The following is a 25,386-nucleotide window of genomic DNA, read 5'->3' on the forward strand; positions in this document are numbered from 1 at the left end:
TTTCCCGCTCCGCGGATATGTCCCGGCTGGTCGTCAAGGGCGCCCGCGAGCATAATCTGCAGAACGTCAGCGTGGACCTGCCCCGCGACGCCATGATCGTCTTCACGGGCCTGTCCGGCTCGGGCAAGTCGTCGTTGGCCTTCGATACGATCTTCGCCGAGGGCCAGCGCCGGTACGTGGAATCGCTCTCTTCCTATGCGCGGATGTTCTTGGGGCAGGTGGACAAGCCGGATGTGGACTTCATCGAGGGCCTGTCGCCGGCGGTCTCGATCGACCAGAAATCGACCAGCCGCAACCCGCGCTCCACCGTGGGAACAATCACCGAGATCTACGACTACCTGCGCCTGCTGTGGGCCCGCGTCGGCCGCCCCTTTTGCCCGCAGTGCGGTGAACCGGTGGAAAAGCAGACCCCGCAGCAAATCGTGGACCAGCTGCAAGAGCTTCCCGAAGGGACCCGGTTCCAGATCCTGGCCCCGGTAGTGCGCGGGCGCAAGGGCGAGTTCGTCGACCTGTTCAAGGAACTGAGCACCAAGGGCTTTTCCCGCGCAAAGGTGGACGGCAAGCAGGTGCAGCTAAGCGAACCGCCGAAGCTGGGGAAGCAGTACAAGCACACCATTGAGGTGGTGGTGGACCGGCTGGTGGCCAAGGAAGGCATCCACCAGCGCCTGACCGACTCGGTGGAAACCGCCCTGGCCCTCGCGGAGGGCCGCGTGCTGGCCGATTTCGTCGACATTGACGAGGACGACCCGGGCCGTACGCGTAGCTTCTCCGAGCACCTGGCCTGCCCGAACGAACACCCGCTCGCCATCGACGAGATCGAGCCGCGCTCGTTCTCGTTCAACAATCCGTTCGGCGCCTGTCCGGCCTGTACCGGTATCGGCAGCAAGCTCGAAGTAGATGTGGACCTGGTGGTCCCGGATCCCGACCGGAGCCTGTCCGAGGGCGCCATTGCCCCGTGGTCCTTGGGCAAAGCCACCCAGGAGTACTGGACGCGGTTGCTCGAAGGGCTCTCGCATGAGCTGGGGTTCTCCATGGACGAGCCATGGAAGAACCTGCCGAAGAAGGTCCGGGAGGCCGTACTGCACGGCAAGGACTTCAAGGTCGTGGTGCAGTACCGCAACCGCTTCGGCCGGGAACGGAAATACAGCACCGGATTCGAGGGCGCGTTCCAGTACATCCACCGAAAGCACGAGGAAACCGAGTCCGAGTGGGCGAGGGACCGTTACAAGGAGTACATGCGCGAGGTCCCGTGCCCGGAGTGCAACGGCGCGCGGCTGAACCCCGCGTCGCTGTCCGTGCTGATCAACGGCAAGTCCATCGCGGATGTGTCTGCCCTGCCGCTGCGCGAGGCGAGTTCGTTCCTCGCGGGCCTGGAGCTCTCGGCCCGCGAAACCCAGATCGCCCACCAGGTACTCATCGAGATCCAGGCGCGGCTGCGGTTCCTCCTGGACGTGGGCCTGGAATACCTGAACCTGGAGCGCGCCGCCGGCACGTTGTCCGGCGGGGAGGCCCAGCGCATCCGGCTGGCCACGCAGATCGGCTCCGGCCTGGTCGGCGTGCTCTACGTGCTCGACGAGCCCTCCATCGGCCTGCACCAGCGGGACAACCGCCGTTTGATCGAGACCCTCACACGGCTGCGCGACCTCGGCAACACCCTGATAGTGGTGGAACACGACGAGGACACCATCGCCGAGGCCGACTGGATAGTGGACATCGGACCGGGCGCCGGCGAGCACGGCGGCGAAGTGGTGCACTCCGGCTCGCTGCAGGAACTGCTGGACAACACGCGTTCCATCACCGGTGACTACCTGTCCGGCCGGCGCCGCATCGAACTGCCGGCCAAGCGCCGGAAGATGGACAAGAAGCGCCAGATCAAGGTGGTGGGTGCCCGGGAAAACAATCTCCGCGGCATCGATGCCTCGTTCCCGCTGGGAATCTTCACCGCGGTCACCGGCGTCAGCGGCTCCGGAAAATCGACCCTGGTCAACGACATTCTCTACAAGGTGCTGGCGAACAAGCTCAACGGAGCCAAGCATGTCGCCGGCCGGCACACCAGGGTGGAAGGCGTGGACCAGCTGGACAAGGTCATCCACGTCGACCAGAGCCCGATCGGCCGCACGCCACGCTCCAACCCCGCCACCTACACCGGAGTCTTCGACAACATCCGCAAACTGTTCGCCGAGACCAACGAGGCGAAGCTCCGGGGCTACCTGCCCGGCCGGTTCTCGTTCAACGTCAAGGGCGGGCGCTGCGAGGCCTGCTCCGGCGACGGCACGCTGAAGATCGAGATGAACTTCCTGCCGGACGTCTACGTTCCGTGCGAGGTCTGCCACGGCGCGCGGTACAACCGCGAGACGCTGGAAGTCCACTACAAGGGCAAGACGATTGCCGAAGTCCTGGACATGCCGATCGAGGAAGCAGCGGAATTCTTTGCCGCGTTCACCCCGATCGCCCGCCACTTGCGGACCCTGGTGGACGTCGGGCTGGGGTACGTCCGGCTCGGACAGCCCGCCACCACGCTGTCGGGCGGGGAAGCCCAGCGCGTCAAGCTCGCCAGCGAACTGCAGCGCCGCTCGAACGGGCGAAGCATCTACGTGCTGGATGAGCCGACCACCGGCCTGCACTTTGAAGACATCCGCAAGCTCCTGCAGGTGCTGCAGGGGCTGGTGGACAAGGGCAACACGGTGATCACCATCGAGCACAACCTCGACGTGATCAAGAGCGCCGACTGGGTTGTGGACATGGGGCCCGAGGGCGGTTCCGGCGGCGGCCAGATCATCGCCAGCGGCACTCCCGAGCAGGTGGCGGCAGTCGAGGGCAGCCACACCGGGCGCTTCCTGGCGGAGGCGCTCGGCCAGCAGTGAGCCTGCCGGAGGGAAGAAGGTATTCCCGAGCAGGAATGGATTCCGGCGGATCCGCGGATCTGTGGGAAAATGCCCGGGTGACTCAATTGCCTGCGCTGGTACTTTTCGACCTCGACGGAACCCTGGTTGACCCCGCAGGTGCCATCACCACCGGAATAGCCGGCGCCCTCGCGGCGGCCGGCCTGCCGGTCCCGCCGCAGGAAGAACTCGAATCCCTGGTCGGGCCGCCGCTGGGTGAATCTCTGCGCGGCGCCGGCGTCCCGGAGCACCGGCTCGGCGAGGTGATCGCCTTGTACAGGGCGGGCTACCGCCGGTCCGGCATGGCGGCCAGCCGCGTGTACCCGGGCATCACCGGCCTGCTGGAGCGGCTCCTCTCCACCGGCGCTATCCTCGCCGTCGCCACGCAGAAGCCGACCGGGTTGGCGCGGGAGCTGCTGCGGCTGCAGGGCCTGGAGCAGTACTTTGCGGGAATTTACGGAGCCGAGGGTGACGATCCCGCCCCGGCGGAACCCGGGCTGGGCAAGGTGCCGATCCTGCAGGCCGCGCTGGACGCTTTCAGCGACGCGTGCGGCCCGGTGGTCATGGTGGGCGACCGGCTCTACGACGCGGCCGCTGCGCTCCGGCTCGGCATCCCCGCCGTCGGGGTCGGCTGGGGCTTCGCAGCCCCCGGGGAGCTGGAAGCCGCCGGCGCCGTCGTCGTCGTGGATACCGCCGAAGAACTTGAGGCCGCTATTGGGCGGCTGACCGCCGCCGAGCCCGAGGGCGCCCTGGCCGGACGCCCCGGACCGGCCGCATGAGGACGTTCGAAGCGACCCGCGCCTCGTTCCGGGCCGGGTTGCGGCTCAGCTGCCGGCCGACGATTGAAGGCATCGCGAACTTTCCCGCGACCGGCCCGGTGATTGTGGCACCGAACCACCTGTCCTTCCTCGACAGCGTCATCATCCAGGCGATGATGCCGCGGAAGGTGGCCTTTTTCGCCAAAGCCGAATACTTCACCACCCGCGGTCCCAAGGGTGCTGCGATGCGGTGGTTTTTTCACAGCGTCGGCTCGATACCGGTGGAGCGGGGCGAACAGGCCGCCAGCGTGGCCGCGCTGCAGAGCGCCCTGGACGTACTGGACCGCAACGAGGCTTTCGGGATTTATCCTGAAGGAACACGGTCCCGTGACGGCAAGCTCTACCGGGGCCGCACCGGCGTGGGGTGGCTGGCCCTCACGACCGGGGCGCCGGTGCTGCCGGTCGGGCTGATCGGCACCGAACAGCTGCAGCCCGCCGGGAGGATGATGATCCGGCCGAGCCATTTCACGGTCCGGATCGGCAAGCCGCTGTACTTCAAGCGGACCGGGCCGGAGCACTCGTTGCCGGCGCGCCGGTCGGCCACCGACCAGATCATGGACGCGATCGCCGACCTGACCGGCCAGGAACGCTCGAACAGCTACAACAAGACGCCGTCGGCTTGACCGGCCGGACGGCACCCAGGGCCCAGGCGAGGAAGGGAGTGACCGGCCATGGCTAATCCTGCTTCCTACCGTCCGCGGACGGGGGAGATCCCGACCAATCCCGGCGTCTACCGCTTCCGGGACGAGCACCGGCGGGTGATCTACGTCGGCAAGGCGAAGAACCTGCGGTCCCGGCTCAACAGTTACTTCGCCAGCCCCAAGAACCTGCCGCCCAAGACCCATGCGATGGTGCACACGGCGGCTTCGGTGGAGTGGACGATCGTGGGCAGCGAACTGGAGGCCATCCAGCTCGAGTACACGTGGATCAAAGAGTTCACACCGCGCTTCAACATCATGTTCCGGGACGACAAGTCCTATCCCTACCTGGCCGTGACCATGGGGGAGAAGTTCCCGCGCGTGCAGGTGATGCGCGGCGAGCGGCGCAAGGGCGTGAAGTACTTCGGTCCGTACTACCCGGCCAAAGCGATCCGCGAGACCGTGGACACCCTGCTGCGGGTTTTCCCGGTCCGCACCTGCAGCACCGGCGTCTTCAACCGGGCCCAGCGCACCGGCCGGCCGTGCCTGCTGGGCTACATCGACAAGTGCTCGGCGCCTTGTGTGGGACGGATTTCGCCCGAGGACCACAAGGCCCTGGCCGCCGAGTTTTGCGCGTTCATGGGCGGGGAAGCCGACCGGTTTATCCGGGACCTCGAAAAGAAGATGGCCGCGGCGGTGGCCGAACTCGACTACGAGACGGCGGCGCGTCACCGGGACGACATCGCCGCGCTGCGCCGGGTCTTCGAACGCAATGCCGTGGTGCTCACTGAAGACACCGACGCCGACGTGTTCGCCCTGGCCCAGGACGAACTGGAGGCGGCCGTCCAGGTGTTCCACGTCCGCGGCGGCAGGATCCGCGGCCAGCGCGGCTGGGTGGTGGAAAAGGTCGAGGACCAGAGCGACGCCGACCTGGCCGAACACCTGTTGCAGCAGGTTTACGGGGACGCCGACGGGCCGGACCGGATCCCGCGCCAGGTCATGCTGCCGCAGGAACCGGAGAATGCCGCCGAACTGCAGGCCTGGCTCAGCGCACTCCGCGGCAGCAGGGTGCAGATCCACGTGCCGAAACGCGGTGACAAGGCTGCCCTGCTGGCCACCGTGAGGGAGAACGCCGAGCAGGCCCTGGCCCTGCACAAGAGCCGGCGCGCCGGCGACATTACCACGCGCTCGGCCGGCCTCCAGCAGTTGCAGGAGGCACTGGATCTGCCCGTGGCGCTGCTGCGGATCGAATGCTACGACATCTCCCACGTGCAGGGCACCAACGTGGTGGCCTCCATGGTGGTGGTGGAAGACGGGCTGCCCAAGAAGTCCGACTACCGCCGCTTCGCGATCACCGGCGAGGCCGCCCGGGACGACACCTCGGCGATGTATGACGTGATCAGCCGGCGCTTCCGGAACTATCTGGCGGAACAAGGCCACCAGGGCATCCCGGCGGCCGCCGATGCAGGCGAAACCCCTGCCGGGGACGGCGCGGACACCGCCGTCGTGCTTGAAGAGACGCTCACGCCGGCGCCCAAAACCAAGTTCGCCTATCCGCCCAACCTGGTGGTGGTGGACGGCGGGCCGCCCCAGGTGGCCGCCGCTTCCCGCGCGCTGTCGGACCTGGGTATTACCGACGTGTTCGTGGTCGGCCTGGCCAAGCGGCTGGAGGAAGTTTGGCTGCCCGACGACGATTTCCCCGTGATCCTGCCGCGTTCGTCCGAGGGCCTGTTCCTGCTGCAGCGGATCCGCGACGAGGCCCACCGTTTCGCGATTGCCTACCACCGGCAGAAGCGCGGCAAGGCCATGACCGTCTCGGTGCTGGACGGCATCCAGGGCCTCGGGCCGGCGAAACGCAAGGCGCTGCTGAAACATTTCGGCTCGGCCAAGAAACTCAAGGCGGCCAGCGCCGAAGAGCTGCAGCAGGTTCCGGGCATCGGCCCGGCGCTGGCGGCTTCCTTGAAGCGCCAGCTGGCTGCCGGTGCCGCGGAGGAGCCCGCGCCGGCGGTAAATATGGCGACCGGCGAAATCATCGAATCTTAGTTAGGCTAGAGCTTGAATCGAGGAGCGGGGGTCGGGATGGATGGAATGACGATGACGGTGGATGAGGACTTGACGCCGGAAAAGCCGGTGGAATCCGAACTCCTGGTGGTCACCGGCATGTCCGGGGCCGGCCGGACCACGGCGGCGCATGCCCTCGAAGACCACGGCTGGTACGTGGTGGACAACCTGCCGCCGCAGATGCTGGGCACGTTGGCCGAACTGGTTTCGCGGATGCCGCAGTCGCTGCCCAAGCTTGCCGTGGTCGTAGACGTGCGCAGCCAGAGCCTCTTCCGCGACATCCGTGAGGCGCTGCATGCCCTGGCGGCCAGCGGCATCCACTACCGGGTGCTGTTCCTGGACGCCTCCGGGGACGTCCTGGTCCGCCGCTTCGAACAGGGCCGCCGGCCGCACCCGCTGCAGGGTGACGGCCGCATATCCGACGGCATCACCGCCGAACGGGAACTGTTGAGCAGCCTCAAGGACTCGGCCGACCTGGTGGTGGATACCACCGAGATGAACGTCCACGCCCTGGCCACTGCCATCACGGAACTCTTCACCGAATCCGGTCCGATCGTGCTGCGCATCAACGTGGTCAGCTTCGGCTTCAAATACGGGCTGCCGGTGGACGCCAACTTCGTCGCCGACGCCCGCTTCATTCCCAACCCGCACTGGGTCCCCGCGCTGCGCCCGCACACCGGGCTGGACGAGAAGGTCCGCGACTACGTGCTGGTGGACTCCGGGGCTGATGAATTCGTCAACCGCTATGTGGACGCGCTGGAGCCGGTGCTGGAGGGCTACCGCCGCGAGAACAAGCACTACGGCACCATCGCCATCGGGTGTACCGGCGGCAAGCACCGCTCCGTGGCGGTCGCCGAGGAAATCGGGAAGCGGCTGGCCCAGCTGCCGAGCGTCAAAGTCACCGTCCAGCACCGGGACCTGGGGCGCGAATAGTGGCGATCCTGACCGGACCGATGCCGCTGGTTCCCGCCCCGGGGACCTCCCGCAGCCGGACCGGGAAGAGCGGTGCGCCTCCCTCCGTGGTGGCTTTGGGCGGCGGGCACGGGCTCTCTGCCTCGCTGGGCGCGCTGCGGCTGCTCACTACGGAACTGACGGCCATCGTCACGGTGGCTGACGACGGCGGATCCTCCGGCCGCCTGCGCAAGGAGTTCGGCGTCCTCCCGCCGGGAGATTTGCGGATGGCCCTCGCGGCGCTGTGCGATGACACCGACTGGGGGCGGACCTGGCGCGATGTGATGCAGCATCGCTTCAAGTCATCCCCGGGCGCCGAGCCGTCGCTGGACAACCACGCCCTCGGAAACCTGCTGATTGTGACCCTGTGGGAGCTGCTCGGCGACCCCGTTGCCGGCCTGAAGTGGGCCGGCGCCCTGCTGGGGGCCCGCGGGGAGGTGCTGCCGATGGCCACCGTGCCGCTGACCATCGAGGGCGACGTGCTGGTGGAGGGCGAGGACGGGCGGCTGCGCACCGCGCTGATCTCCGGCCAGTCGCGGTTGGCGGCGGCCGGACGCAACAGCCACGTCCACGACGTGCGCCTGCTGCCCGACGACGCCCCGGCCTGCGTCGAGGCACTGAACGCCGTCGAATATGCCGACTGGGTGATCCTCGGGCCCGGCTCCTGGTACACCTCGGTGTTGCCGCACCTGATGCTGAAGGAGATGCGCGAGGCGCTCTGCGACACCCCGGCGCGCCGCTGCCTGACCATGAACCTGTCGGTGGACACCAAGGAAACGTCCGGGATGACGGCCTCGGACCACCTGGCCGCGGTGAGGCGCTGCGCCCCCGGGATGCGTTTCGACGTGGTCTTGGCCGATCCGGCCGTGATTGACGACAAGGGGCGTTTCGAGGATGCCGCGGCCGCGCTGGGAGCACGCGTGGTCTTCGGTAGAGTAGGAAGTTCAGGCGGACGCCCCGTACACGATCCGTTGAGACTGGCGAGTGCCTACCACGACATTTTCGAAGGCCACAAGGATTAGGTAAGGACAAGGTGCATGGCGCTGACCGCAGCAGTCAAGGATGAGCTCGCTCGCCTTGACATCAAGAAGTCCCAGGTCCGGAAGGCGGAGGTCTCGTCGACGCTCCGTTTCGCCGGCGGACTCCACATCATTTCCGGCCGCATCGTCATCGAGGCCGAAGTTGATCTGGCTGCGACCGCCCGGCGGCTGCGCACCGCCATCTCGGAAGTGTACGGCCACAGCGGCGACATCATCGTGGTCTCCGGCGGTGCGCTGCGCCGCGGGAACCGCTACGTCGTGCGCGTGGTGAAGGACGGGGAGTCCCTCGCCCGGCAGACCGGCCTGCTGGACGGCCGCGGCCGGCCGGTCCGCGGCCTGCCCTCCGTGGTCGTCAACGGTTCGGCGGCCGATGCCGAGGCGGTCTGGCGCGGAGCCTTCCTGGCGCACGGTTCGCTGACCGAACCCGGCCGCTCTTCCGCCCTGGAGGTCACCTGTCCCGGCCCGGAAGCGGCGCTGGCGCTGGTGGGCGCGGCCCGCCGGCTCGGGATCGCGGCCAAGGCCCGGGAGGTGCGCGGCGTGGACCGGGTTGTCATCCGCGACGGCGACAGCATCGCGGCGCTCTTGACCCGGATGGGCGCCCATGACGCGCTGATGGTGTGGGAAGAACGCCGGATGCGCAAGGAAGTACGGGCTACCGCGAACCGGCTGGCCAATTTCGACGACGCCAACCTGCGGCGCTCGGCCCAGGCCGCCGTCGCGGCGGGCGCGCGCGTGGAGCGTGCCCTCGAGATCCTCGACGACGAGGTGCCGGAGCACCTGCGCTACGCCGGTGAACTCCGGGTGGCGCACAAGCAGGCCTCCCTGGACGAGCTCGGGCGCCTGGCGGACCCGCCGATGACCAAGGACGCCATCGCCGGCCGGATCCGCCGCCTGCTGGCCATGGCGGACAAGCGGGCGCTGGAGCTGCGCATCCCGGGGACCGAAGCCAACGTGACGCCGGAGATGCTGGACGACTAGGCACGGCACGTCAGTTTGGAGGGAACCATGGGCACGCACGAACTGCACCCCGGCCACGGTTGCGCGGCCTTGGAACCGCGCGTCCGGGCGAGGATCATGGAACTGAACGACTTCATGCATGCCAGCTACGGGGCCGGCGCGGCGGACCCCGCGCCGGTACCGTCCACCGGGCCGACGTCGCCGCCCGCTTCGCCGCCGCCCGCACCGGCGCTTCCGCGCTAACCACCCGGCCGGCAGGCCAACAACATGGCACGGATCGGGGGAGCCCTTCCGGTCACGGCCCATCCACGAGGTAGAGGCTCATGACTACTCGAGTTGGAATCAACGGATTCGGCCGGATCGGCCGCAGCTACTTCCGCGCCGTTCTGGCGCAAGACACGGATCTGGAGGTCGTGGCGGTCAACGACCTGACCGATGCGCATACCCTGGCCCACCTGCTCAAATACGACAGCGTGCTCGGCGTGCTGGCAGAAACGGTCGAGGTGGATGCCGGCAACCTGATCGTCGGCGGCCGGAAGGTCAGCGTCCTGTCCGAAAAGGAACCCGCCGCGCTGCCGTGGAGCGACCTCGGCGTCGACATCGTGATCGAATCCACCGGCAGGTTCAACAAGGGCGGCGGCGCCCGGAAGCACCTTGACGCCGGGGCGAAGAAAGTCCTGATCTCGGCTCCGGCCAAGGACGAGGACATCACCATCGTGATGGGCGTCAATGACGGCGAGTACGACGCCGGTTCCCACCACCTGATTTCGAACGCCTCCTGCACCACGAACTGCCTCGCGCCCATGGCGAAGGTGCTGCACGAGAAGTTCGGCATCGAGCACGGCCTCATGACCACCATCCACGCCTACACCGCCGATCAGAACCTGCAGGACGGGCCGCACCGGGACTTGCGGCGCGCCCGGGCGGCGGCCATCAACCTGGTGCCGACATCAACCGGCGCGGCGAAGGCCATCGGGCAGGTCCTGCCGGAACTGCAGGGCAAGTTGGACGGTTTCGCGGTGCGTGTGCCGGTGCCGACGGGCTCGATGACCGACCTGACCGTCACCGTGTCCCGCGAAACCGACGTGGAAGAGGTTAACGCGGCGTTCAAGGAGGCCGCCGGCGACCCGCACTGGGCCGGGATCATCACGTACACGGAGGACCCCATCGTATCCTCCGATATCGTCACAGACCCGGCGTCTTCGATCTTCGACTCGGGACTGACTAAGGTAATGGGTAATCAGGTGAAAGTTGTTGGCTGGTACGACAACGAGTGGGGCTACTCCAACCGCCTGGTGGACCTGACGGCTCTGATTGCGTCAAAGCTGGCCTAGGTCCCGCCCGTCCCGTCCTCCGCACGAAGGAAGAAATGACTGCACATTCTCTTGATGCCCTGCTGGCCGCCGGGGTCCGCGGACGCCACGTGTTGGTCCGCTCGGACCTGAATGTCCCCCTGGAGGGCGAACTCCCGGACCTGGCGGTCTCCGACGACGGGCGGATCCGGGCGTCCCTGCCGGTCATCGTCAAGCTCGCGGAAGCCGGGGCGCGGGTGGTCGTGACGGCCCATCTAGGCCGCCCCAAGGGCGCACCCGAAGAGAAGTTCTCGCTGCGCCCCGCCGTCGCCCGGCTGAAGGAACTGGCACCGGTCACGGTCAAGTTCGCCGCGGACACGGTGGGCCCGGCCGCCCGGGAGGCGGCCGCGGGGCTGCAGGACGGGGAAGTGCTGGTGGTGGAGAACGTGAGGTTCGACCCCCGGGAAACCAGCAAGGACGACGCCGACCGGGAGGCCTTCGCCGCCGAACTCGCCGCCCTGACCGGCGCCGACGGAGCCTACGTGGACGACGCCTTCGGTGCCGTCCACCGCAAGCATGCTTCGGTCTTCGACATTGCCCGCCGGCTTCCGGCCTACCAGGGCGACCTCGTGCGAACGGAGCTCCAGGTCCTGAACAAGCTCACCGAGGCGCCGCAGCGGCCGTATGTGGTGGTCCTGGGCGGTTCCAAGGTCTCGGACAAGCTGGCCGTGATCGAGAATCTGTTGGGCAAGGCCGACTACCTGCTGGTCGGCGGCGGCATGGTCTTCACCTTCCTGGCGGCCCAGGGCTACAAGGTCGGCTCCAGCCTGCTGGAGCAGGACCAACTGGACACCGTGCGCGGCTACCTCGCACGCGCCAAGGAACTGGGTTGCACGTTCATCCTGCCGACCGACATCGTGGTCGCCGAGAAGTTCGCCGCCGATGCGGCCTGGGAAGTGGTCCCGGCAAACAGCATCGAGTCGGCATCCTTTGGCTCCGCCGGCATCGGCCTGGACATCGGCCCGGAGTCGGCCGAGGCCTTCGCCCACCAGATCCACTCGGCGAACACCGTTTTCTGGAACGGACCGATGGGCGTGTTCGAGTTCGCCGCCTTCGCCAACGGCACCCGCACGGTCGCCAAGGCCCTCACCGGCAGCGACGGCTTCACCGTCGTCGGCGGAGGCGATTCCGCCGCCGCCGTGCGTGCCCTCGGCTTTGACGACGGCGCCTTCGGACACATTTCCACCGGCGGCGGCGCCAGCCTCGAATACCTCGAGGGCAAGACCCTGCCCGGCCTGGCGGCACTGGAGAACTGATCGAGCGGCATCTCCTGCCGCCCCGGGCGGCAGGAGATGCCGGCATCGCCCAGGCCCGCGCCGCCGCGCGGCGCCTCCGGATTGCCCCGCCACACCGCTCAGCACGGCGTCCACCGCGGCGCCCCCGACAGATGGAGACCTCAGTGACCAGCTCGACCAACGGAAAGTTTGACCGCACCCCGCTGATCGCCGGCAACTGGAAGATGAACATGGACCATGTCCAGGGCATCACCCTCTTGCAGAAACTGGCGTGGACGCTCAGCGATGCCCGGCACGACTATGCCCGGGTCGAGGTCGCCGTGTTCCCGCCGTTCACCGATCTGCGCGGCGTGCAGACGCTGGTCAATGGCGACGATCTGAAGCTGGTTTACGGCGCCCAGGACCTCTCGCCGCACGACGCCGGCGCCTACACCGGTGACATCTCCGGGCAGTTCCTGGCCAAGCTGGGCTGCCGGTACGTGCTGGTCGGGCATTCCGAGCGGCGCGAGATCCACGGCGAGGACGACACGTTGCTCAACGGGAAGCTGAAGGCGGCCTACCGGCACAAGCTGACCCCGGTGCTGTGCGTCGGCGAAGGCCTCGCGGTGCGCCAGGCCGGGAACCATGTGGAGCACACGCTGGGTCAGTTGCGGGCCGATGTGGCAGGCCTGGACGCCGGTCAGGCCGCCCGACTGGTCATCGCCTACGAACCGGTGTGGGCGATCGGCACCGGGGAAGTGGCCGGTCCCGAGGACGCCCAGGAGATGTGCGCCGCCATCCGCGCGGAGATGGCCGTCCTCTTCGATGACAGCGTGGCGGCCGGGGTGCGGTTGCTCTACGGCGGCTCCGTGAAGGCGGCGAACGCGGCCGCGATCCTGAACGAGCGCGACGTGGACGGCGTGTTGGTCGGTGGCGCCAGCCTGGACGCAGGCGAATTTGCTAATATTGTCAGGTTCGAACAACACCTGCTGACAAAGTGATGTCTGCCCGCCACTGGGATATCCCGACAGCTGACGAAAGGCCACTGTGGAAGCTCTGAAGATCACGCTGCAAATCCTGCTCGGCATCACGAGCCTGCTGCTGACCCTGCTCATCCTGCTCCACAAGGGGCGCGGCGGCGGCATGTCCGACATGTTCGGCGGCGGCATGACCACCAGCCTGGGATCGTCCGGCGTCGCGGAGCGCAACCTCAACCGGTTCACGGTGGTCCTCGGGCTGGTCTGGGGCACGGTCATCGTGGCCCTGGGCCTCATGATGCGTTTCAGCGCGGAATCCTGACCGACGCTTCCGGGGCCCGGCGCCGCTCCCGGCTCCGCTCCCGGCTCCGCTCCCGGCTCCGCTGTCCGGGACCGGCGGGCCGACGACTTGGCCCAACCCCTTAACCCTTCGCTGTTCGACCCGTAGACTGGTGCCCGATGCAGGGGGCATCGATTCTTCTCAGCGGGGGAGCAAACATGGTTGATCCGTCGAATTCTTTCCGCGCGGTCCGGGTGGGCTCCGAATCGGGTGCCGGGCTCGCAGGCTGGCAGGCTGTGACCGGGCGGACGGTAGTTCCGGTGACCAAGGTTCCCGTCACGTATTGGTGTCCGAAGGGACACGAGACCACGCCGGTCTTCGCCAATCTGAGCGAAGCCGACATCCCGCCGTCCTGGGACTGCCCGCACTGCGGCCAGACGGCGGCCAGGGAACCGGGCGCGTACGTCACCGACGCCCGCAGCAGCGACGAGCCCTACAAGAGCCATCTGGAGTATGCGAAGGAACGGCGCAGCCCTGACGAGGCGGAGGCCGTGGTTGAACAGGCGCTCGAGAAGTTGCGGCGCCGGCGCCGGGAGGCGCGCTAGCGGTCGAACCCGCCGGCCCGGCCGCCGCCCGGAGCAACTGCTGTCAGCCGTCGCCTCTCTCGGCCGCGGACAGCAGTGCGTCGGGCAGCTTGGACGCGGCGTCCCGGTCCAGCAGCCACACGGTGCGTTTGCGCCCGCGGGCACCGGCGGCGGGAACCTGCACCGGGTTGGCGCCGGCGAGGGCGAGTCCCACGGCGCCGGCCTTGTCCTGGCCGCCCACCACCAGCCAGACTTCGTCCGCGGAGTTGATCGTCGGGAGCGTCAGGGACACGCGCTCCGGAGGTGGTTTCGGCGCATCGGTCTCGCCGATCACGGACCGCTCTTCCTCGCGGATGCCGCCCATCTCGGGGAACAACGAGGCGATGTGCGCATCCGGCCCGACGCCCAGCAGCAGCACGTCGAACCTCGGCACCGGGCCGCTGGTGCCCTCCTCGGCCGCGGCCTGGCGCAGCGCCGCGGAATAGGCCACGGCGGCCGCGTGGGGGTCGGCGTGTTCTCCGGCGGCCCCGAAGGGGTGCACCCGGGCCGGGTCCAGGGGGAGCGCGTCCAGCAGCGCTTCGCGTGCCTGCCGTTCGTTGCGGTCGCGGCTGTCCTTGGGGACGAACCGCTCGTCGCCCCACCAGATGTTCACCTTGGACCAATCGAAGCCGGCGGGGGTATCGACGGCGGCTACCGCCTTCAAGGTGTTGATGCCCAGGCTGCCGCCGGTGAGCACCACCGTGGCGTCGCCGCGGGCGGCTTGGGCCGCCGCCAGGCGCTCCACCAGCCTCCGGGCCACCGAGCCGGCGACGGCGGCGGTGTCGGGGTGGACGATGACGTGTGGTTCAGCGGTCACTGCGGCGCACGCTCCTCAAATTGGTTCGGGGCAATCCGTGTATCAGCACCTCGCCGAACACTTCGTCCGGGTCCAGCCGGCGCAGTTCCTCGGCCAGGCATTCCTCCAGCGGGCGGCGCGGCAGCGTAATACGCTGCACCGGCAGGCCGGGCATGATCAGTTCGGCCACGGACGGGCCGGGACGCAGGATCCGGATGTCGCCGGTCGTCCGTGAAATGCGCACGCCCCTGATGCCGGTCCCCGCCGTGTCCTCCACGATGGTCACCGGCGCGTTCAGTGCCAGCGTCAGCCACGCCGCCAAGAGGACGGTGCTGGGGGAGTCCGAGGCGCCCTCCACGGCAACCGAGGTGACCGGGGCAGGTTCCAGCTGGTCAAAGACGGCGGCCAGCTGCACGCGCCAACTGGTCAGCCGCGTCCAGGCCAGGTCCGTGTCGCCGGCGGTATAAGTCTCGCGCAGGCTGAACAGCGCCTGCTGCGGGTCCGGCTCCTTGTCTGAATCCGTGATGCGGCGGTGCGCAATCCGGCCGATGGACGTGCGCGAAGCATCCTTCGGCATGCCGTGCGGCCACCAGGCGACGATCGGGGCGTCGGGCAGCAGCAGCGCGGCCACGAGGGACTCGCTCTCGGCTGCCAGCTGGCCGTAGCCGTACAGCACCACCACCTCGGCCGCTCCGGCGTCGCCGCCGACCCGGATTTGGGCATCCAGCTTGGTCTCCGCCTCCGACCCGGCGTCGACCAGGGCGATGATCCGGCAGGGATGTTCCCGGCTCGCGGCGTTGGCGGCGAAGATGGCCTCTTCTTCGTACCCGAGCGAGGTCACGACCACCAGGGTCAGCACGCGCCCCAGGGCCACAACGCCGCCTTGTTCCCGCATGGCCACGATTTCCTTGGAGACCTTCGATGTGGTGGTGTCCTTGAGCTCTTTGATCACGGCCTTCTCCAAGTGCGTCCGTCGCGGGCCAGCAGCTCATCGGCCGACGCCGGTCCCCAGCTGCCGGGGGAGTAGGGTTCCGGCCGGGTACGGCTGTTGGCCCAGTACTCCTCGAACGGGTCCAGGATCTTCCAGGACAGCTCGACTTCCTGGTGGCGGGGGAACAGCGGCGGCTCGCCGAGCAGGACGTCCAGGATCAGCCGTTCGTAGGCCTCCGGACTGGACTCGGTGAACGCGTGCCCGTAGCCGAAGTCCATGGTGACGTCCCGGACCTCCATTTGCGTGCCGGGCACCTTGGACCCGAAGCGCATGGTGACGCCCTCGTCCGGCTGGACACGGATCACCACCGCGTTCTGGCCGAAGTCGTCCTCGTGGTGGTTCGGGAACAGCAGGTTCGGCGCGCGCTTGAACACCACCGCAATCTCCGTGACCCGGCGGCCCAGGCGCTTGCCGGCACGCAGGTAGAACGGCACGCCGGCCCAGCGCCGGGTGTGGATGTCCAGCCGCAGCGCGGCATAGGTCTCGGTGACCGAGTCCGGGTTGAAGCCTTCTTCTTCCAGGTACCCGGCCACTCTCTCACCGCCCTGCCACCCGCCGGTGTACTGGCCGCGGGCCGAATGGGCCGACAGGTCCTCGGGGAGCTTGACGGCGGCCAGCACCTTTTCCTTTTCCGTCCGCAGGTCCTCGGCGTTGAAGGAAATGGGTTCCTCCATGGCGGTCAGGGCGAGCAACTGCAGCAGGTGGTTCTGGATGACGTCGCGCGCCGCCCCGACGCCGTCGTAATAGCCTGCGCGGCCGCCGATGCCGATGTCTTCCGCCATGGTGATCTGCACGTGGTCCACGTAGTTCGCGTTCCAGAGCGGCTCGAACAGCTGGTTGGCGAAGCGCAGGGCCAGGATGTTCTGGACCGTCTCCTTGCCCAGATAGTGGTCGATCCTGAACACCGCGTCCGGCGGGAAGACCGATTCGACGATGTTGTTCAGTTCGCGTGCGGACTGAAGGTCATGCCCGAAGGGCTTCTCGATGACAACCCGCCGCCAGGGCATGCCGTCGACTTCCTCCGGTGCCTGGGCCAGGCCGTGCGAGGAGAGCATCTTGCACACCTGCTCGAAGGCCTTGGGCGGAATCGAGAGGTAGAAGGCGTGGTTGCCCTGCGTCCCGCGCTGCTCGTCCAGCTCTTCCAGGGTGCCGCGGAGCTGCTCAAAGGCATCCTCGTCGTCGAAGGCGCCCTGGACGAACCGGATGCCCGCCGCCAGGTGCGTCCAGATGTCCTCGCGGAACGGGGTGCGGGCATGCCGCTGCACGGATTCCTTCACCTGAGCCGCGAACTCGTCGTCGTCCCACGGCCTGCGGGCAAAACCGACCAGCGCGAAGCTCGGCGGCAGCAGCCCGCGGTTCGCCAGGTCGTACACCGCCGGCATGAGCTTCTTGCGGGCAAGGTCTCCGGTGACCCCGAACAGCACCAGGGAACAGGGGCCGGCAATGCGGTCGAGCCGGCGGTCGCGCGGGTCCCGGAGCGGGTTGGTTGGACGCCGCCGTCGTTCGGAAGGGGCCATTACTGCTTTCCACCCAGTCGGGACACCGCGTCCATCACCTGGCGCACACCGGCGGCCCGGTCCGCCAGATGCAGGCGCAGGACGGGGCGGCCGCCCTCCCGCAGCACGTTGGCGTCGCCGGCGGCCTGGGCATCGATCAGTTCGCCGAAGCTGAACTCGCGTCCCGGAATGGGGATGTCCGTCGCGGCCTCGCCGGTCAGCTGCAGGTAGACCCCGATGCCCGGCCCGCCCTTGTGGAACTGCCCGGTGGAGTGCAGGAACCGCGGGCCCCAGCCGAAGGTGACGGGCCGTCCGGTCGCCTCGGCCAGCAGGGGCCGGATGCGTTCCAACTCGGCCTGGCCGAAGCGGTCAAGGTAGGCCTGCACGCTCACGTAGCCGTCCGGCCCCAGGTGGCCCAGCAGGCCACGCAGCGCGTCGTCCAGCGACGCACCCATGGCCAGGCCGCTGCCGCGCACCTGGACGGAGCCGTCGGTGAAGTCGGGCAGCGCCGCTGCCGGGCGTTCGTCCAGCAGTCCGCGTGCCGCGGCCTTCGCCGCCTCGACGTCCGGCTGGTCGAAGGGGTTGATGCCCAGCAGGCGGCCGGCCACCGCCGTGGCGTATTCCCACAGCAGCAGCTGGCTGCCCAGGCTCCCGCCCACGGCAACCTCGTCGGCTCCGACCGTCACCTCGTGATCGGGGGAGACCAGCCGGACCACCAGCACATCCTTGGCTCCCGAGACGGTCTCCGGGTCGCCGGCGTTGACCACCACCGGCAGCAGTCCGGTTCCCTGTTTCCCGGTGGACTCGGCGATCAACTGCTCGGCCCAGTCCGCGAAGCCGACGATTCCGGAACCGTCGTCGGCGATGGCTACCTTGTTGCGCAGCGGCTCCGTGCCGGCCAGCGCGGCGCCCAGGGCCAGGGCCATGTTGTCGGCGGAATCCTCGGAGAGCACCTCGGCGGCCTCTTCGGCGTCGTCGAGCAGCCTCTCGATGTCCACGCCGGCCAGTCCGGCAGGGACCAGCCCGAACGCTGTCAGCGCGGAGTACCGTCCGCCGACGTTGGGGTCGGCGTTGAACACCGCACGGTACCCGGCTTCCCGCGCCGCCTCATCCAGCGGGGAGCCGGGATCGGTGACCACGATGATGCGTGAGGCGGCGTCCAGCCCGGCGTCGGCGAAAGCCTGCTCGAAGACACGGCGCTGGGAATCGGTTTCCAGCGTGGAACCGGACTTGGAGGACACTATGATGGCGCTGTCGGCCAGCCGTTCGGCCAGCGCGGCACCCACCTGCTGGGGATCCGTGCTGTCGAGCACGGTGAGCTCCACGCCGGCGGTATTGGCGATCACTTCGGGCGCCAGCGAGGAGCCGCCCATCCCGGCCAGCACAAAGCGCGTCACGCCCTCGGCCGCAAGCTCCTTGCGCAGCTCCAGGATCTCCGGAACCAGCGGCCGGGACAGCGCCGCCGCATCGACCCAGCCGAGGCGGACGGCCGCCTCGGCTTCTGCCTCCGGGCCCCACAGGGTGTTGTCCTGCGTCGCGATGCGGGACGCGACGCGGTCCTCCACCAGGGTGCCGATATGACGGCGGACGGCGGCCAGTGCGGCTCCCGACGCTTCGAAAGCCAGCGAACTCATGACTGCCGGGCTCCGTGCACCGAGTCGAGGGCGTTCTGGACGGTCTCCCGCAACTGCTGCCAGCTGGCCACGAACTTCTCCAGGCCCTCCTCCTCGAGCAGTTCCACCACCTCGTTATAGGAAATTCCGGCCTGCGCGATGTCGTCCAGCACCTTGTTCGCTTCCGCGTAGGTGCCGGTGACCCGGTCTCCCTCGACCTTCCCGTGGTCGGCGAGGGCTTCCAGCGTCGGCTCCGGCATGGTGTTGACCACGTTCGGGGCCACCAGTTCGGTGACGTACAGGGTGTCCGGGTAGTCCGGGTTCTTCACGCCGGTGGAGGCCCACAGCGGCCGCTGCGGCCGGCCGCCGGCAGCGGCCAGCACCTGCCAGCGTTCGGTCGCGAACTGCTCCTCGTAGATCTGGTACGCGAGGCGGGCGTTGGCGACGCCGGCCTTGCCCTTCAACGCGGCCGCCTCCGCGGACCCGGCGGCGTCCAGGCGCTTGTCGATCTCGGTATCGACGCGGGAGACGAAGAACGAAGCCACCGAGTGGATGGTCGACAGGTCCTTGCCGTTTTCCTTGGCCTGCTCCAGGCCCAGCATGAAGGCGTTGATCACTTCGCGGTAGCGCTGCAGCGAGAAGATCAGCGTCACGTTGACGCTGATGCCGAGCGCGAGGGTCTCGGCGATGGCCTCCAGGCCTTCGCTGGTGGCCGGGATCTTGATGAAGGCATTGGTGCGGCCCACGGCCTTGTGCAGATGCTGCGCCTCGGCGGCCGTGCCGTGCGCGTCACGGGCCAGCCGCGGATCCACCTCAATCGACACGCGGCCGTCGACCCCCTCCGTATCGGCGGCGAGCGGGGAGAACAGGTCGCAGGCCTCGGCCACGTCGGACGTGGTGATGGCGAAGACCGCCGTATCCACGTCCGCGCCGTCGGCGGCCAGTTGCTGGACCTGCGCTTCGTAGCTGCGGCCGTCCTGCAGGGCGGCGGCGAAGATGGAGGGGTTGGTGGTGACGCCCACCACGTTCCGTTCGTCGATCAGGGCCTTCAGGGTCCCGGAGTTGATCCGCTCCCGCGAAAGGTCGTCGAGCCAGATGGAAACGCCCGCGTCGGAGAGTGCCTGGGTATTCGGGTTGGACATTGCGTCCTCCTTAGGAATCGGTGGTCTGGGAGAGCGAGTCGCGGGCGGCCTCGACAACAGCCTCGGCCGTGAGTCCGAATTCGCGGAACAGGGTCTTGTAGTCGGCGGAGGCGCCGTAGTGCTCCAGGGACACGCTGCGGCCGGCGTCGCCGACCAGGCCGTCCCAGCACTGCGCGATGCCGGCTTCAACCGACACGCGGGCCTTGATGCCGGCCGGGAGTACGGACTCGCGGTAGGCGGGGTCCTGCCGGTTGAACCACTCGAGGCAGGGGACGGAGACCACGCGGGTGGCGATGCCGTCGGCCTGCAGCGTTTCGCGGGCCTGGACGGCCAGCTGCACCTCGGAACCGGTGGCGAGCAGGATCACCTGCGGCGTCGTGTCCGTGCCGCCGGACTGCGCCTCGGCCAACACGTAGGCGCCCTTTGCCACGTTCTCGGCGGAGGCGAAGCCGTTCTCGCCGCGCTCGTAGACGGGCAGGTTTTGCCGGGTGAGCACGATGCCGGCCGGGTTGCTGTGGTTCTCCAGCACGGCCTTCCAGGCCTGCGCCACCTCGTTGGCATCGGCCGGGCGGACGACGTCGAGGCCCGGAATGGCACGCAGGCTTGCCAGCTGCTCCACCGGCTGGTGGGTCGGTCCGTCTTCACCCAGCCCGATGGAATCGTGCGTCCACACATAGATGGAGGGAACGCCCATCAGGGCGCCCAGCCGGATGGCCGGCCGCTGGTAGTCGCTGAAGATCAGGAACGTGCCCGAGAAGGCGCGGGTGTTGGAGCTGAGCACAATGCCGTTCACGATGGAAGCGGCCGCATGCTCGCGGATGCCGAAGTGCAGCACCCTGCCGTACGGCCCGCCGGACCACATATCGGTCTGCCGCGACTCGGGAACGAACGACGGGGAGCCTTCGATCGTGGTGTTGTTGGACTCGGCCAGGTCCGCCGAACCGCCCCACAGCTCCGGCAGCACCGGGCCGATGGCGTTGAGCACCTTGCCGGAGGCGGCCCGGGTCGAGACGTCCTTGCCGGCCGGGAACTCGGGCAGCGCCGCCTCCCAGCCTTCCGGCAACTCGGACGCCTGCACACGGTCCAGCAGCGCGGCGTTCTCCGGGTTGGCCTCGCGCCAGGCCTGGTAGCCGGACTCCCAGTCCGCGCGGGCCTGCTTGCCGCGGACGGCCACCTGCCGGGCGTGATCCAGGACCTCCGGCTCGACCGCGAAATGCTGCTCCGGATCGAAGCCGAGCACCTCCTTGACGGCGGCGACCTCCTCGGCACCCAGGGCGGAGCCGTGGATCTTGCCGGTGTTCTGCTTCTTGGGGGCGGGCCAGCCGATGATGGTGCGCAGCGAGATGATCGAGGGCCGGGACGTCTCGGCCTTCGCAGCCTTCAAGGCCTCGAACAGGGCCGGGACGTCTTCGACGTATTCGCCGGTCTCGGTCCAGTCGACCCGCTGGGTGTGCCAGCCGTACGCCTCGTACCGCTTGAGCACGTCTTCGCTGAAGGCGATGTCGGTGTCGTCTTCGATCGAGATCTTGTTGTCGTCGTAGAGCACCACCAGGTTGCCCAGCTCCTGATGGCCGGCCAGGGAGGAGGCCTCCGACGTGACGCCCTCCTGCAGGTCGCCGTCGGACGCGATCACCCAGACCGTGTGGTCGAACGGGCTCTCGCCGGCGGCAGCATCGGCGTCGTACAAGCCGCGGGTGCGGCGCTGCGCATAGGCGAAGCCGACGGCGGAGGCGAGCCCCTGGCCCAGCGGGCCGGTGGTGATCTCGACACCCGGGGTGTGCTTGTACTCCGGGTGGCCCGGCGTGAGCGATCCCCAGGTCCGCAGCGCCTTCAGGTCCTCCAGTTCCAGGCCGTAGCCGGAGAGGAACAGCTGGATGTACAGCGTCAGCGAGGTGTGGCCGGGGGAGAGGACGAACCGGTCGCGCCCCACCCAGTGCGGATCGGTGGGGTCGTGGCGCATGAACTTCTGGAAGATCAGGTACGCGGCCGGGGCCAGGCTCATGGCGGTGCCGGGGTGGCCGTTGCCGACCTTCTCGACTGCATCCGCAGCGAGGACACGCACCGTGTCCACCGCCCGCTGGTCCAGCGATGTCCAGGACAATTCCTGATCTTCCATGTGTGGCACCGGGTGGGCCCCTTTCTGATCTACGTCTAGGCGGCAGCCGACGGTCCGGAAAACAGCCGTGGCCGCGGACCGATTGGGCCATTCGCCGTTGTTGCTGCCTCAAGCTTGTTGCGCCCATAACCGCGGATTGGCGCTCCTTCCCCACTCTATCCGTTGCGTCTGCAATGCGCAGGACGTGGTGCAGTGCCAGCAGTCACAGCGGTCACTGTTTGACGCCAGCGGCCGCCCCGGGCCCGCGCTGGTTTCGGCGAGGGCGGGCGACACCCGTTTCCACGGGCAGGAAACCGGTTTCTACGAGACATAGAAGGAGTATGATGTAGGTGCACCTTGGCCCGTCCTTAACGGCTGGGCGCTTTCGTGTGTCAGACGAACTCCAGCAGAACTGAGTGGTTTTTCCTTGAATATCCAGACCGTTCCGGACCAGGCGTTGGCCGTTCCGGCCAAGCCCGGCTTCTCGCGCAAGGCCAAGGCCTACCTGTCGCTCACGAAGCCCCGCGTGATGGAACTTCTGCTGGTGACCACCCTGCCCACCATGATCTTCGCCCAGGGCGGTTTCCCCGACCTCTGGCTGATGGCTGCCACGATGGTCGGCGGTGCCCTCGCCGCCGGCGCGGCCGGGTCCTTTAACTGCTACATCGACCGGGACATGGACAAGCTCATGCACCGGACCGAGAACCGCCCGCTCGTGACCGGGGAACTGACTCCGCGCGAGGCGCTGGTGTTCTCCTGGGTGCTCGCCGTGGTGGCCGTGGCGCTCCTCTGGTTCGGGGCTAATCCGCTGGCCGGCATGCTGGGCGTCGGCGCGATCTTCTTCTACGTCGTGATCTACACGCTGATCCTCAAGCGCCGCACCTCGCAGAACATCGTCTGGGGCGGCGCCGCCGGGTGTTTCCCCGTGCTCATCGCCTGGGCCGCGGTGACCAACACGGTGGCGTGGCCGGCGGTGATCCTGTTCATGGTCATCTTCCTGTGGACGCCTCCGCACTACTGGCCGCTGTCCATGAAATACAGCGACGACTACAACGCGGCCAACGTGCCGATGCTCGGCGCGATCGCCAGCGCACGGCAGGTCTCCGTGCAGGTTGTCCTCTATGCCTGGGCCACCCTGGTCTGCTCGCTGCTGCTGGCTCCGGTCGGCGGCGCCGGCTGGGTTTACACCATCGTGGCCCTGCTCAGCGGTTCCTGGTTCGTCTACGAATCGCACCGGCTCTACGCGCTGACCAAGCGCGGAACCGAAAGCACCGCCGTCACGAACAAGAGCGCCATGCGCGTGTTCCATGGTTCCATCAGCTACCTCACGGTGCTGTTCCTGGCCCTGGCCCTGGATCCCTTTATCGGCGGTCCCGTCTTCGGCTAGGCGCAACCCGCCCGACGCCGGCCTGCTGCCTCCCGGCGGTGCGCCGGGGGCCCTGCTGCCCCGTGCCGGGCCCTGCGGGGGCGGCCCTGCTGCCCTAAGATTGCGGCATGAATCCCTTCCGCGGCCTGATTGCCTATCCGGTGACCCCCTTCCATCACGACGGCGGCGTCAACCTCCCGGAGCTGATCCGCCATATCGCGGCCGTGAGCGAGGCGCCCGTCGACGCGATCACGGTGCTGGGCAGTTCGGGCAACTTCGCGTATCTGGACCGCGCGGAACGACGGGATGTCGTCACGGCGGCGGTGGAGGCGGTTAAGGCGGTCCGGCCCGGGCTGCCGGTGTGCGTCGGCGTGAGCGCGGTGGGCACCCGTGAACTCCTGCAGAACATCGACGACGCCAACGCGGCCGGTGCCGACGGCCTCCTGGTCTCCACGGTGTCCTACTATCCCCTGACGGACGAGGAAGTAGCGGCCCAGTGTGTTGCGGCTGCCCGCCGGTCCGGCCTCCCCGTTTGCCTGTACAGCAATCCCCGCACCACGCAGTTCAGCTTCAGCCTGGAGCTCGTGGCCGAGCTGGCCGCGGAACCCAACATCGTGGCCGTGAAAGAATCGGCACCCTCCGCCGAAGTATTCCGCGGCCGATATGAAGAACTCCGCGGCCTGCTGCCGGTCGGGGCCGGCGACTTCAGCCACGGCATGAGCGGCGACGCGCTGATCGCCGACGCCGACTTCGCGGCCGACGCGTGGCACGGCGGGCCGATCGCCGTGTTGCCGGCGCATTACCGGGTGTTGCGCGACGCCGTGGTAACCGGCGATGAGGAAACCGCCGCCGCGGCACGGGCCGCGTTGGCTCCGCTCATGGCCTATTTCGCGTCGCTGCGCCCGCTCAGCAATCTCTACTCGCTGGCGAGGGCCGCCGGGATCGATGCGGGCGATCCGCGGCTGCCGCTGCACCCATTGCCCGGGAGCAGCCGCCGCGAACTCGCGCGCCTCCTGGAGGATATCGAGGCGTTCCGCCCGGCAAACCGGGCGCCGGCAGGACAGTAGCGCCCGCCCCGCCGCCCGGCCGGACTAGAGCGGGAACTTGCCCGTCGACCGGCGGACTAGAGCGGGAACTTGCCCGTCGACCGGCGGACTAGAGCGGGAACTTGCCCGTCGAACGGTCCCAGACGTTCGTGGCCGCGACGGTCAGCAGGGCGGACCCGAGCATGTGCAGCAGCACGAGGCCGACGGGCAGGCCGGTGAAGTGCTGGAGGTAACCGATGCCGCCTTGCAGCACGACCACGGCGGCCAGCCACCAAAGAGCGGTGCGCAGTTGCGGGGAGGTGGCGCGGCGGTAGGCGAGCACCAGCGCCAGCACTATGGCCGCGACCAGCAGGTAGACCGGCACCACGTGGATCCGCGTGACCAGGTCGGCGCTGAAGTCGTGCCGCGGGGCACTGGCGTCGCCGGCATGCGGGCCGGTGCCGGTCACGATCGTGCCCAGCAGGATGGAGGCAGCGGAGGTAGCGGCGATGGTCCAGCCCAGGGTTGCCTGGATGCGCGGGACCGGAGCGACGGCCACGGCGGAGCGGCCGCGCAGGTACATGCCGGTGCGGTTCACCAGCAGCGTGGCCACGGCCACCAGTGCCGCCGAGGCCAGGAAGTGCAGGCTCACCACCCACGGGTTAAGGTCGGTCCATACGGTGATGCCGCCGATCAGGGCCTGCACCGGAATGACGCACAGCAGGGCCACCGCCAGGCCGAACAGGGTGCGGTGCGAACGGCGCATCCGCCACAGCGACACGAGCATGGCCACGGCGATAATGACCAGGATGAACGTCAGCGTGCGGTTGCCGAATTCGATCAGCCCGTGGATGCCCATCTCCGGCGTCGGCGTCATCGAACCGGGCACGCAGTTGGGCCACTCGGAGCAGCCCAGGCCGGACTTGGTCAGCCGCACGGCGCCGCCGGTGATGATGATGCCCATCTGCGATACCAGCGAGGCGATGGCCAGCCCGTGCACGGTTCGAGTGACCGAGACGGGCAGCCGATCCTTGAGGTCGCGGGACTTCGGGGTGGCGGTGGTCATTGA

General features: G+C 68.5%; 22 protein-coding genes. 15 read left to right on the forward strand and 7 right to left on the reverse strand.

The annotated features are described in order from the left end of the window. Positions 1–17 precede the first annotated feature (17 nt). The 13 genes from uvrA to AC5RWG_RS01305 all read left to right on the forward strand — a co-directional run bounded on the left by uvrA (position 18) and on the right by AC5RWG_RS01305 (position 13,775). The gene (gene uvrA, locus AC5RWG_RS01245; RefSeq protein WP_494001251.1) at positions 18–2,864 is read left to right on the forward strand and encodes an excinuclease ABC subunit UvrA; all 2,847 of its coding nucleotides are present in this window, start codon (positions 18–20) and stop codon (positions 2,862–2,864) included. Between the two features lie 77 nt (positions 2,865–2,941). After that, positions 2,942–3,661, forward strand: coding sequence for an HAD hydrolase-like protein (locus AC5RWG_RS01250; RefSeq protein WP_493999633.1), 720 nt, complete (start codon positions 2,942–2,944; stop codon positions 3,659–3,661). Beyond that, complete coding sequence (locus AC5RWG_RS01255) at positions 3,658–4,323, forward strand: lysophospholipid acyltransferase family protein (protein ID WP_493999634.1); 666 nt, start codon at positions 3,658–3,660, stop codon at positions 4,321–4,323. Before AC5RWG_RS01250 ends, AC5RWG_RS01255 begins: the two co-directional genes overlap by 4 nt. Before the next feature lie 48 nt (positions 4,324–4,371). Continuing rightward, a complete protein-coding gene (uvrC, locus tag AC5RWG_RS01260; protein WP_493999635.1) occupies positions 4,372–6,381 on the forward strand; it encodes an excinuclease ABC subunit UvrC in 2,010 nt (669 codons plus the stop codon). Positions 6,382–6,417: 36 nt separating this feature from the next. Beyond that, a complete protein-coding gene (rapZ, locus tag AC5RWG_RS01265) occupies positions 6,418–7,332 on the forward strand; it encodes an RNase adapter RapZ (protein WP_493978538.1) in 915 nt (304 codons plus the stop codon). Continuing rightward, on the forward strand, positions 7,332–8,372 hold the full coding sequence (locus AC5RWG_RS01270) for a gluconeogenesis factor YvcK family protein (protein WP_493999636.1): 1,041 nt from the start codon (positions 7,332–7,334) through the stop codon (positions 8,370–8,372). Before rapZ ends, AC5RWG_RS01270 begins: the two co-directional genes overlap by 1 nt. 15 nt (positions 8,373–8,387) lie before the next feature. Next, entirely contained in the window at positions 8,388–9,368 is a 981-nt protein-coding gene (whiA, locus tag AC5RWG_RS01275) for a DNA-binding protein WhiA (protein WP_493987300.1), read from the forward strand. Positions 9,369–9,395: 27 nt separating this feature from the next. Next, positions 9,396–9,590, forward strand: coding sequence for a hypothetical protein (locus tag AC5RWG_RS01280; RefSeq protein WP_494166253.1), 195 nt, complete (start codon positions 9,396–9,398; stop codon positions 9,588–9,590). A gap of 80 nt (positions 9,591–9,670) precedes the next feature. Next, entirely contained in the window at positions 9,671–10,681 is a 1,011-nt protein-coding gene (gene gap, locus AC5RWG_RS01285) for a type I glyceraldehyde-3-phosphate dehydrogenase (RefSeq protein ID WP_494127900.1), read from the forward strand. A gap of 35 nt (positions 10,682–10,716) precedes the next feature. After that, positions 10,717–11,955 (forward strand): phosphoglycerate kinase, encoded by a 1,239-nt coding sequence (locus AC5RWG_RS01290; RefSeq protein ID WP_494166254.1) that lies wholly within the window; start codon positions 10,717–10,719, stop codon positions 11,953–11,955. A 143-nt stretch (positions 11,956–12,098) separates the two neighbouring features. Further along, positions 12,099–12,914, forward strand: coding sequence for a triose-phosphate isomerase (tpiA, locus tag AC5RWG_RS01295; protein ID WP_493999640.1), 816 nt, complete (start codon positions 12,099–12,101; stop codon positions 12,912–12,914). 46 nt (positions 12,915–12,960) lie between these two features. Next, positions 12,961–13,212 carry a preprotein translocase subunit SecG gene (gene secG / locus AC5RWG_RS01300; RefSeq protein ID WP_127515609.1) on the forward strand — a complete coding sequence of 84 codons (252 nt, stop codon included), beginning with the start codon at positions 12,961–12,963 and terminating at the stop codon, positions 13,210–13,212. 176 nt (positions 13,213–13,388) lie between these two features. Next, positions 13,389–13,775, forward strand: coding sequence for an RNA polymerase-binding protein RbpA (locus AC5RWG_RS01305; protein ID WP_493999641.1), 387 nt, complete (start codon positions 13,389–13,391; stop codon positions 13,773–13,775). A gap of 43 nt (positions 13,776–13,818) precedes the next feature. On the opposite strand, the gene pgl is transcribed toward AC5RWG_RS01305, so the two are convergent. Genes pgl through tkt form a run of 6 tightly spaced genes read right to left on the reverse strand, consistent with a single transcriptional unit; the run spans position 13,819 to position 21,947 of the window. Next, a complete protein-coding gene (pgl, locus tag AC5RWG_RS01310) occupies positions 13,819–14,610 on the reverse strand; it encodes a 6-phosphogluconolactonase (protein ID WP_494025879.1) in 792 nt (263 codons plus the stop codon). Continuing rightward, positions 14,600–15,484: a glucose-6-phosphate dehydrogenase assembly protein OpcA gene (locus AC5RWG_RS01315; protein WP_494001252.1), complete on the reverse strand. Its 885-nt coding sequence runs from the start codon at positions 15,482–15,484 to the stop codon at positions 14,600–14,602. The genes pgl and AC5RWG_RS01315 overlap by 11 nt, the downstream gene beginning before the upstream one ends. A gap of 53 nt (positions 15,485–15,537) precedes the next feature. Next, positions 15,538–17,097, reverse strand: coding sequence for a glucose-6-phosphate dehydrogenase (gene zwf, locus AC5RWG_RS01320; protein WP_494166255.1), 1,560 nt, complete (start codon positions 17,095–17,097; stop codon positions 15,538–15,540). Next, the gene (locus AC5RWG_RS01325) at positions 17,097–18,710 is read right to left on the reverse strand and encodes a phosphoglucose isomerase-related protein (RefSeq protein ID WP_494166256.1); all 1,614 of its coding nucleotides are present in this window, start codon (positions 18,708–18,710) and stop codon (positions 17,097–17,099) included. The genes zwf and AC5RWG_RS01325 overlap by 1 nt, the downstream gene beginning before the upstream one ends. Further along, on the reverse strand, positions 18,707–19,831 hold the full coding sequence (tal, locus tag AC5RWG_RS01330) for a transaldolase (protein WP_494166257.1): 1,125 nt from the start codon (positions 19,829–19,831) through the stop codon (positions 18,707–18,709). Before tal ends, AC5RWG_RS01325 begins: the two co-directional genes overlap by 4 nt. 10 nt (positions 19,832–19,841) lie before the next feature. Further along, the gene (gene tkt / locus AC5RWG_RS01335) at positions 19,842–21,947 is read right to left on the reverse strand and encodes a transketolase (protein WP_494023135.1); all 2,106 of its coding nucleotides are present in this window, start codon (positions 21,945–21,947) and stop codon (positions 19,842–19,844) included. 406 nt (positions 21,948–22,353) lie between these two features. Here tkt and AC5RWG_RS01340 point away from each other — a divergent pair, with 406 nt between their 5' ends. Further along, positions 22,354–23,313: a heme o synthase gene (locus tag AC5RWG_RS01340; RefSeq protein WP_493978526.1), complete on the forward strand. Its 960-nt coding sequence runs from the start codon at positions 22,354–22,356 to the stop codon at positions 23,311–23,313. Positions 23,314–23,420: 107 nt separating this feature from the next. Then, entirely contained in the window at positions 23,421–24,359 is a 939-nt protein-coding gene (locus AC5RWG_RS01345) for a dihydrodipicolinate synthase family protein (protein WP_494023134.1), read from the forward strand. A gap of 88 nt (positions 24,360–24,447) precedes the next feature. Here the strand turns inward: AC5RWG_RS01345 and AC5RWG_RS01350 are convergent, their stop codons facing one another. Further along, positions 24,448–25,383 (reverse strand): COX15/CtaA family protein, encoded by a 936-nt coding sequence (locus AC5RWG_RS01350; protein WP_494166258.1) that lies wholly within the window; start codon positions 25,381–25,383, stop codon positions 24,448–24,450. Positions 25,384–25,386 lie beyond the last annotated feature (3 nt).

The organism is Arthrobacter sp. Y3221160 (assembly GCF_059092585.1).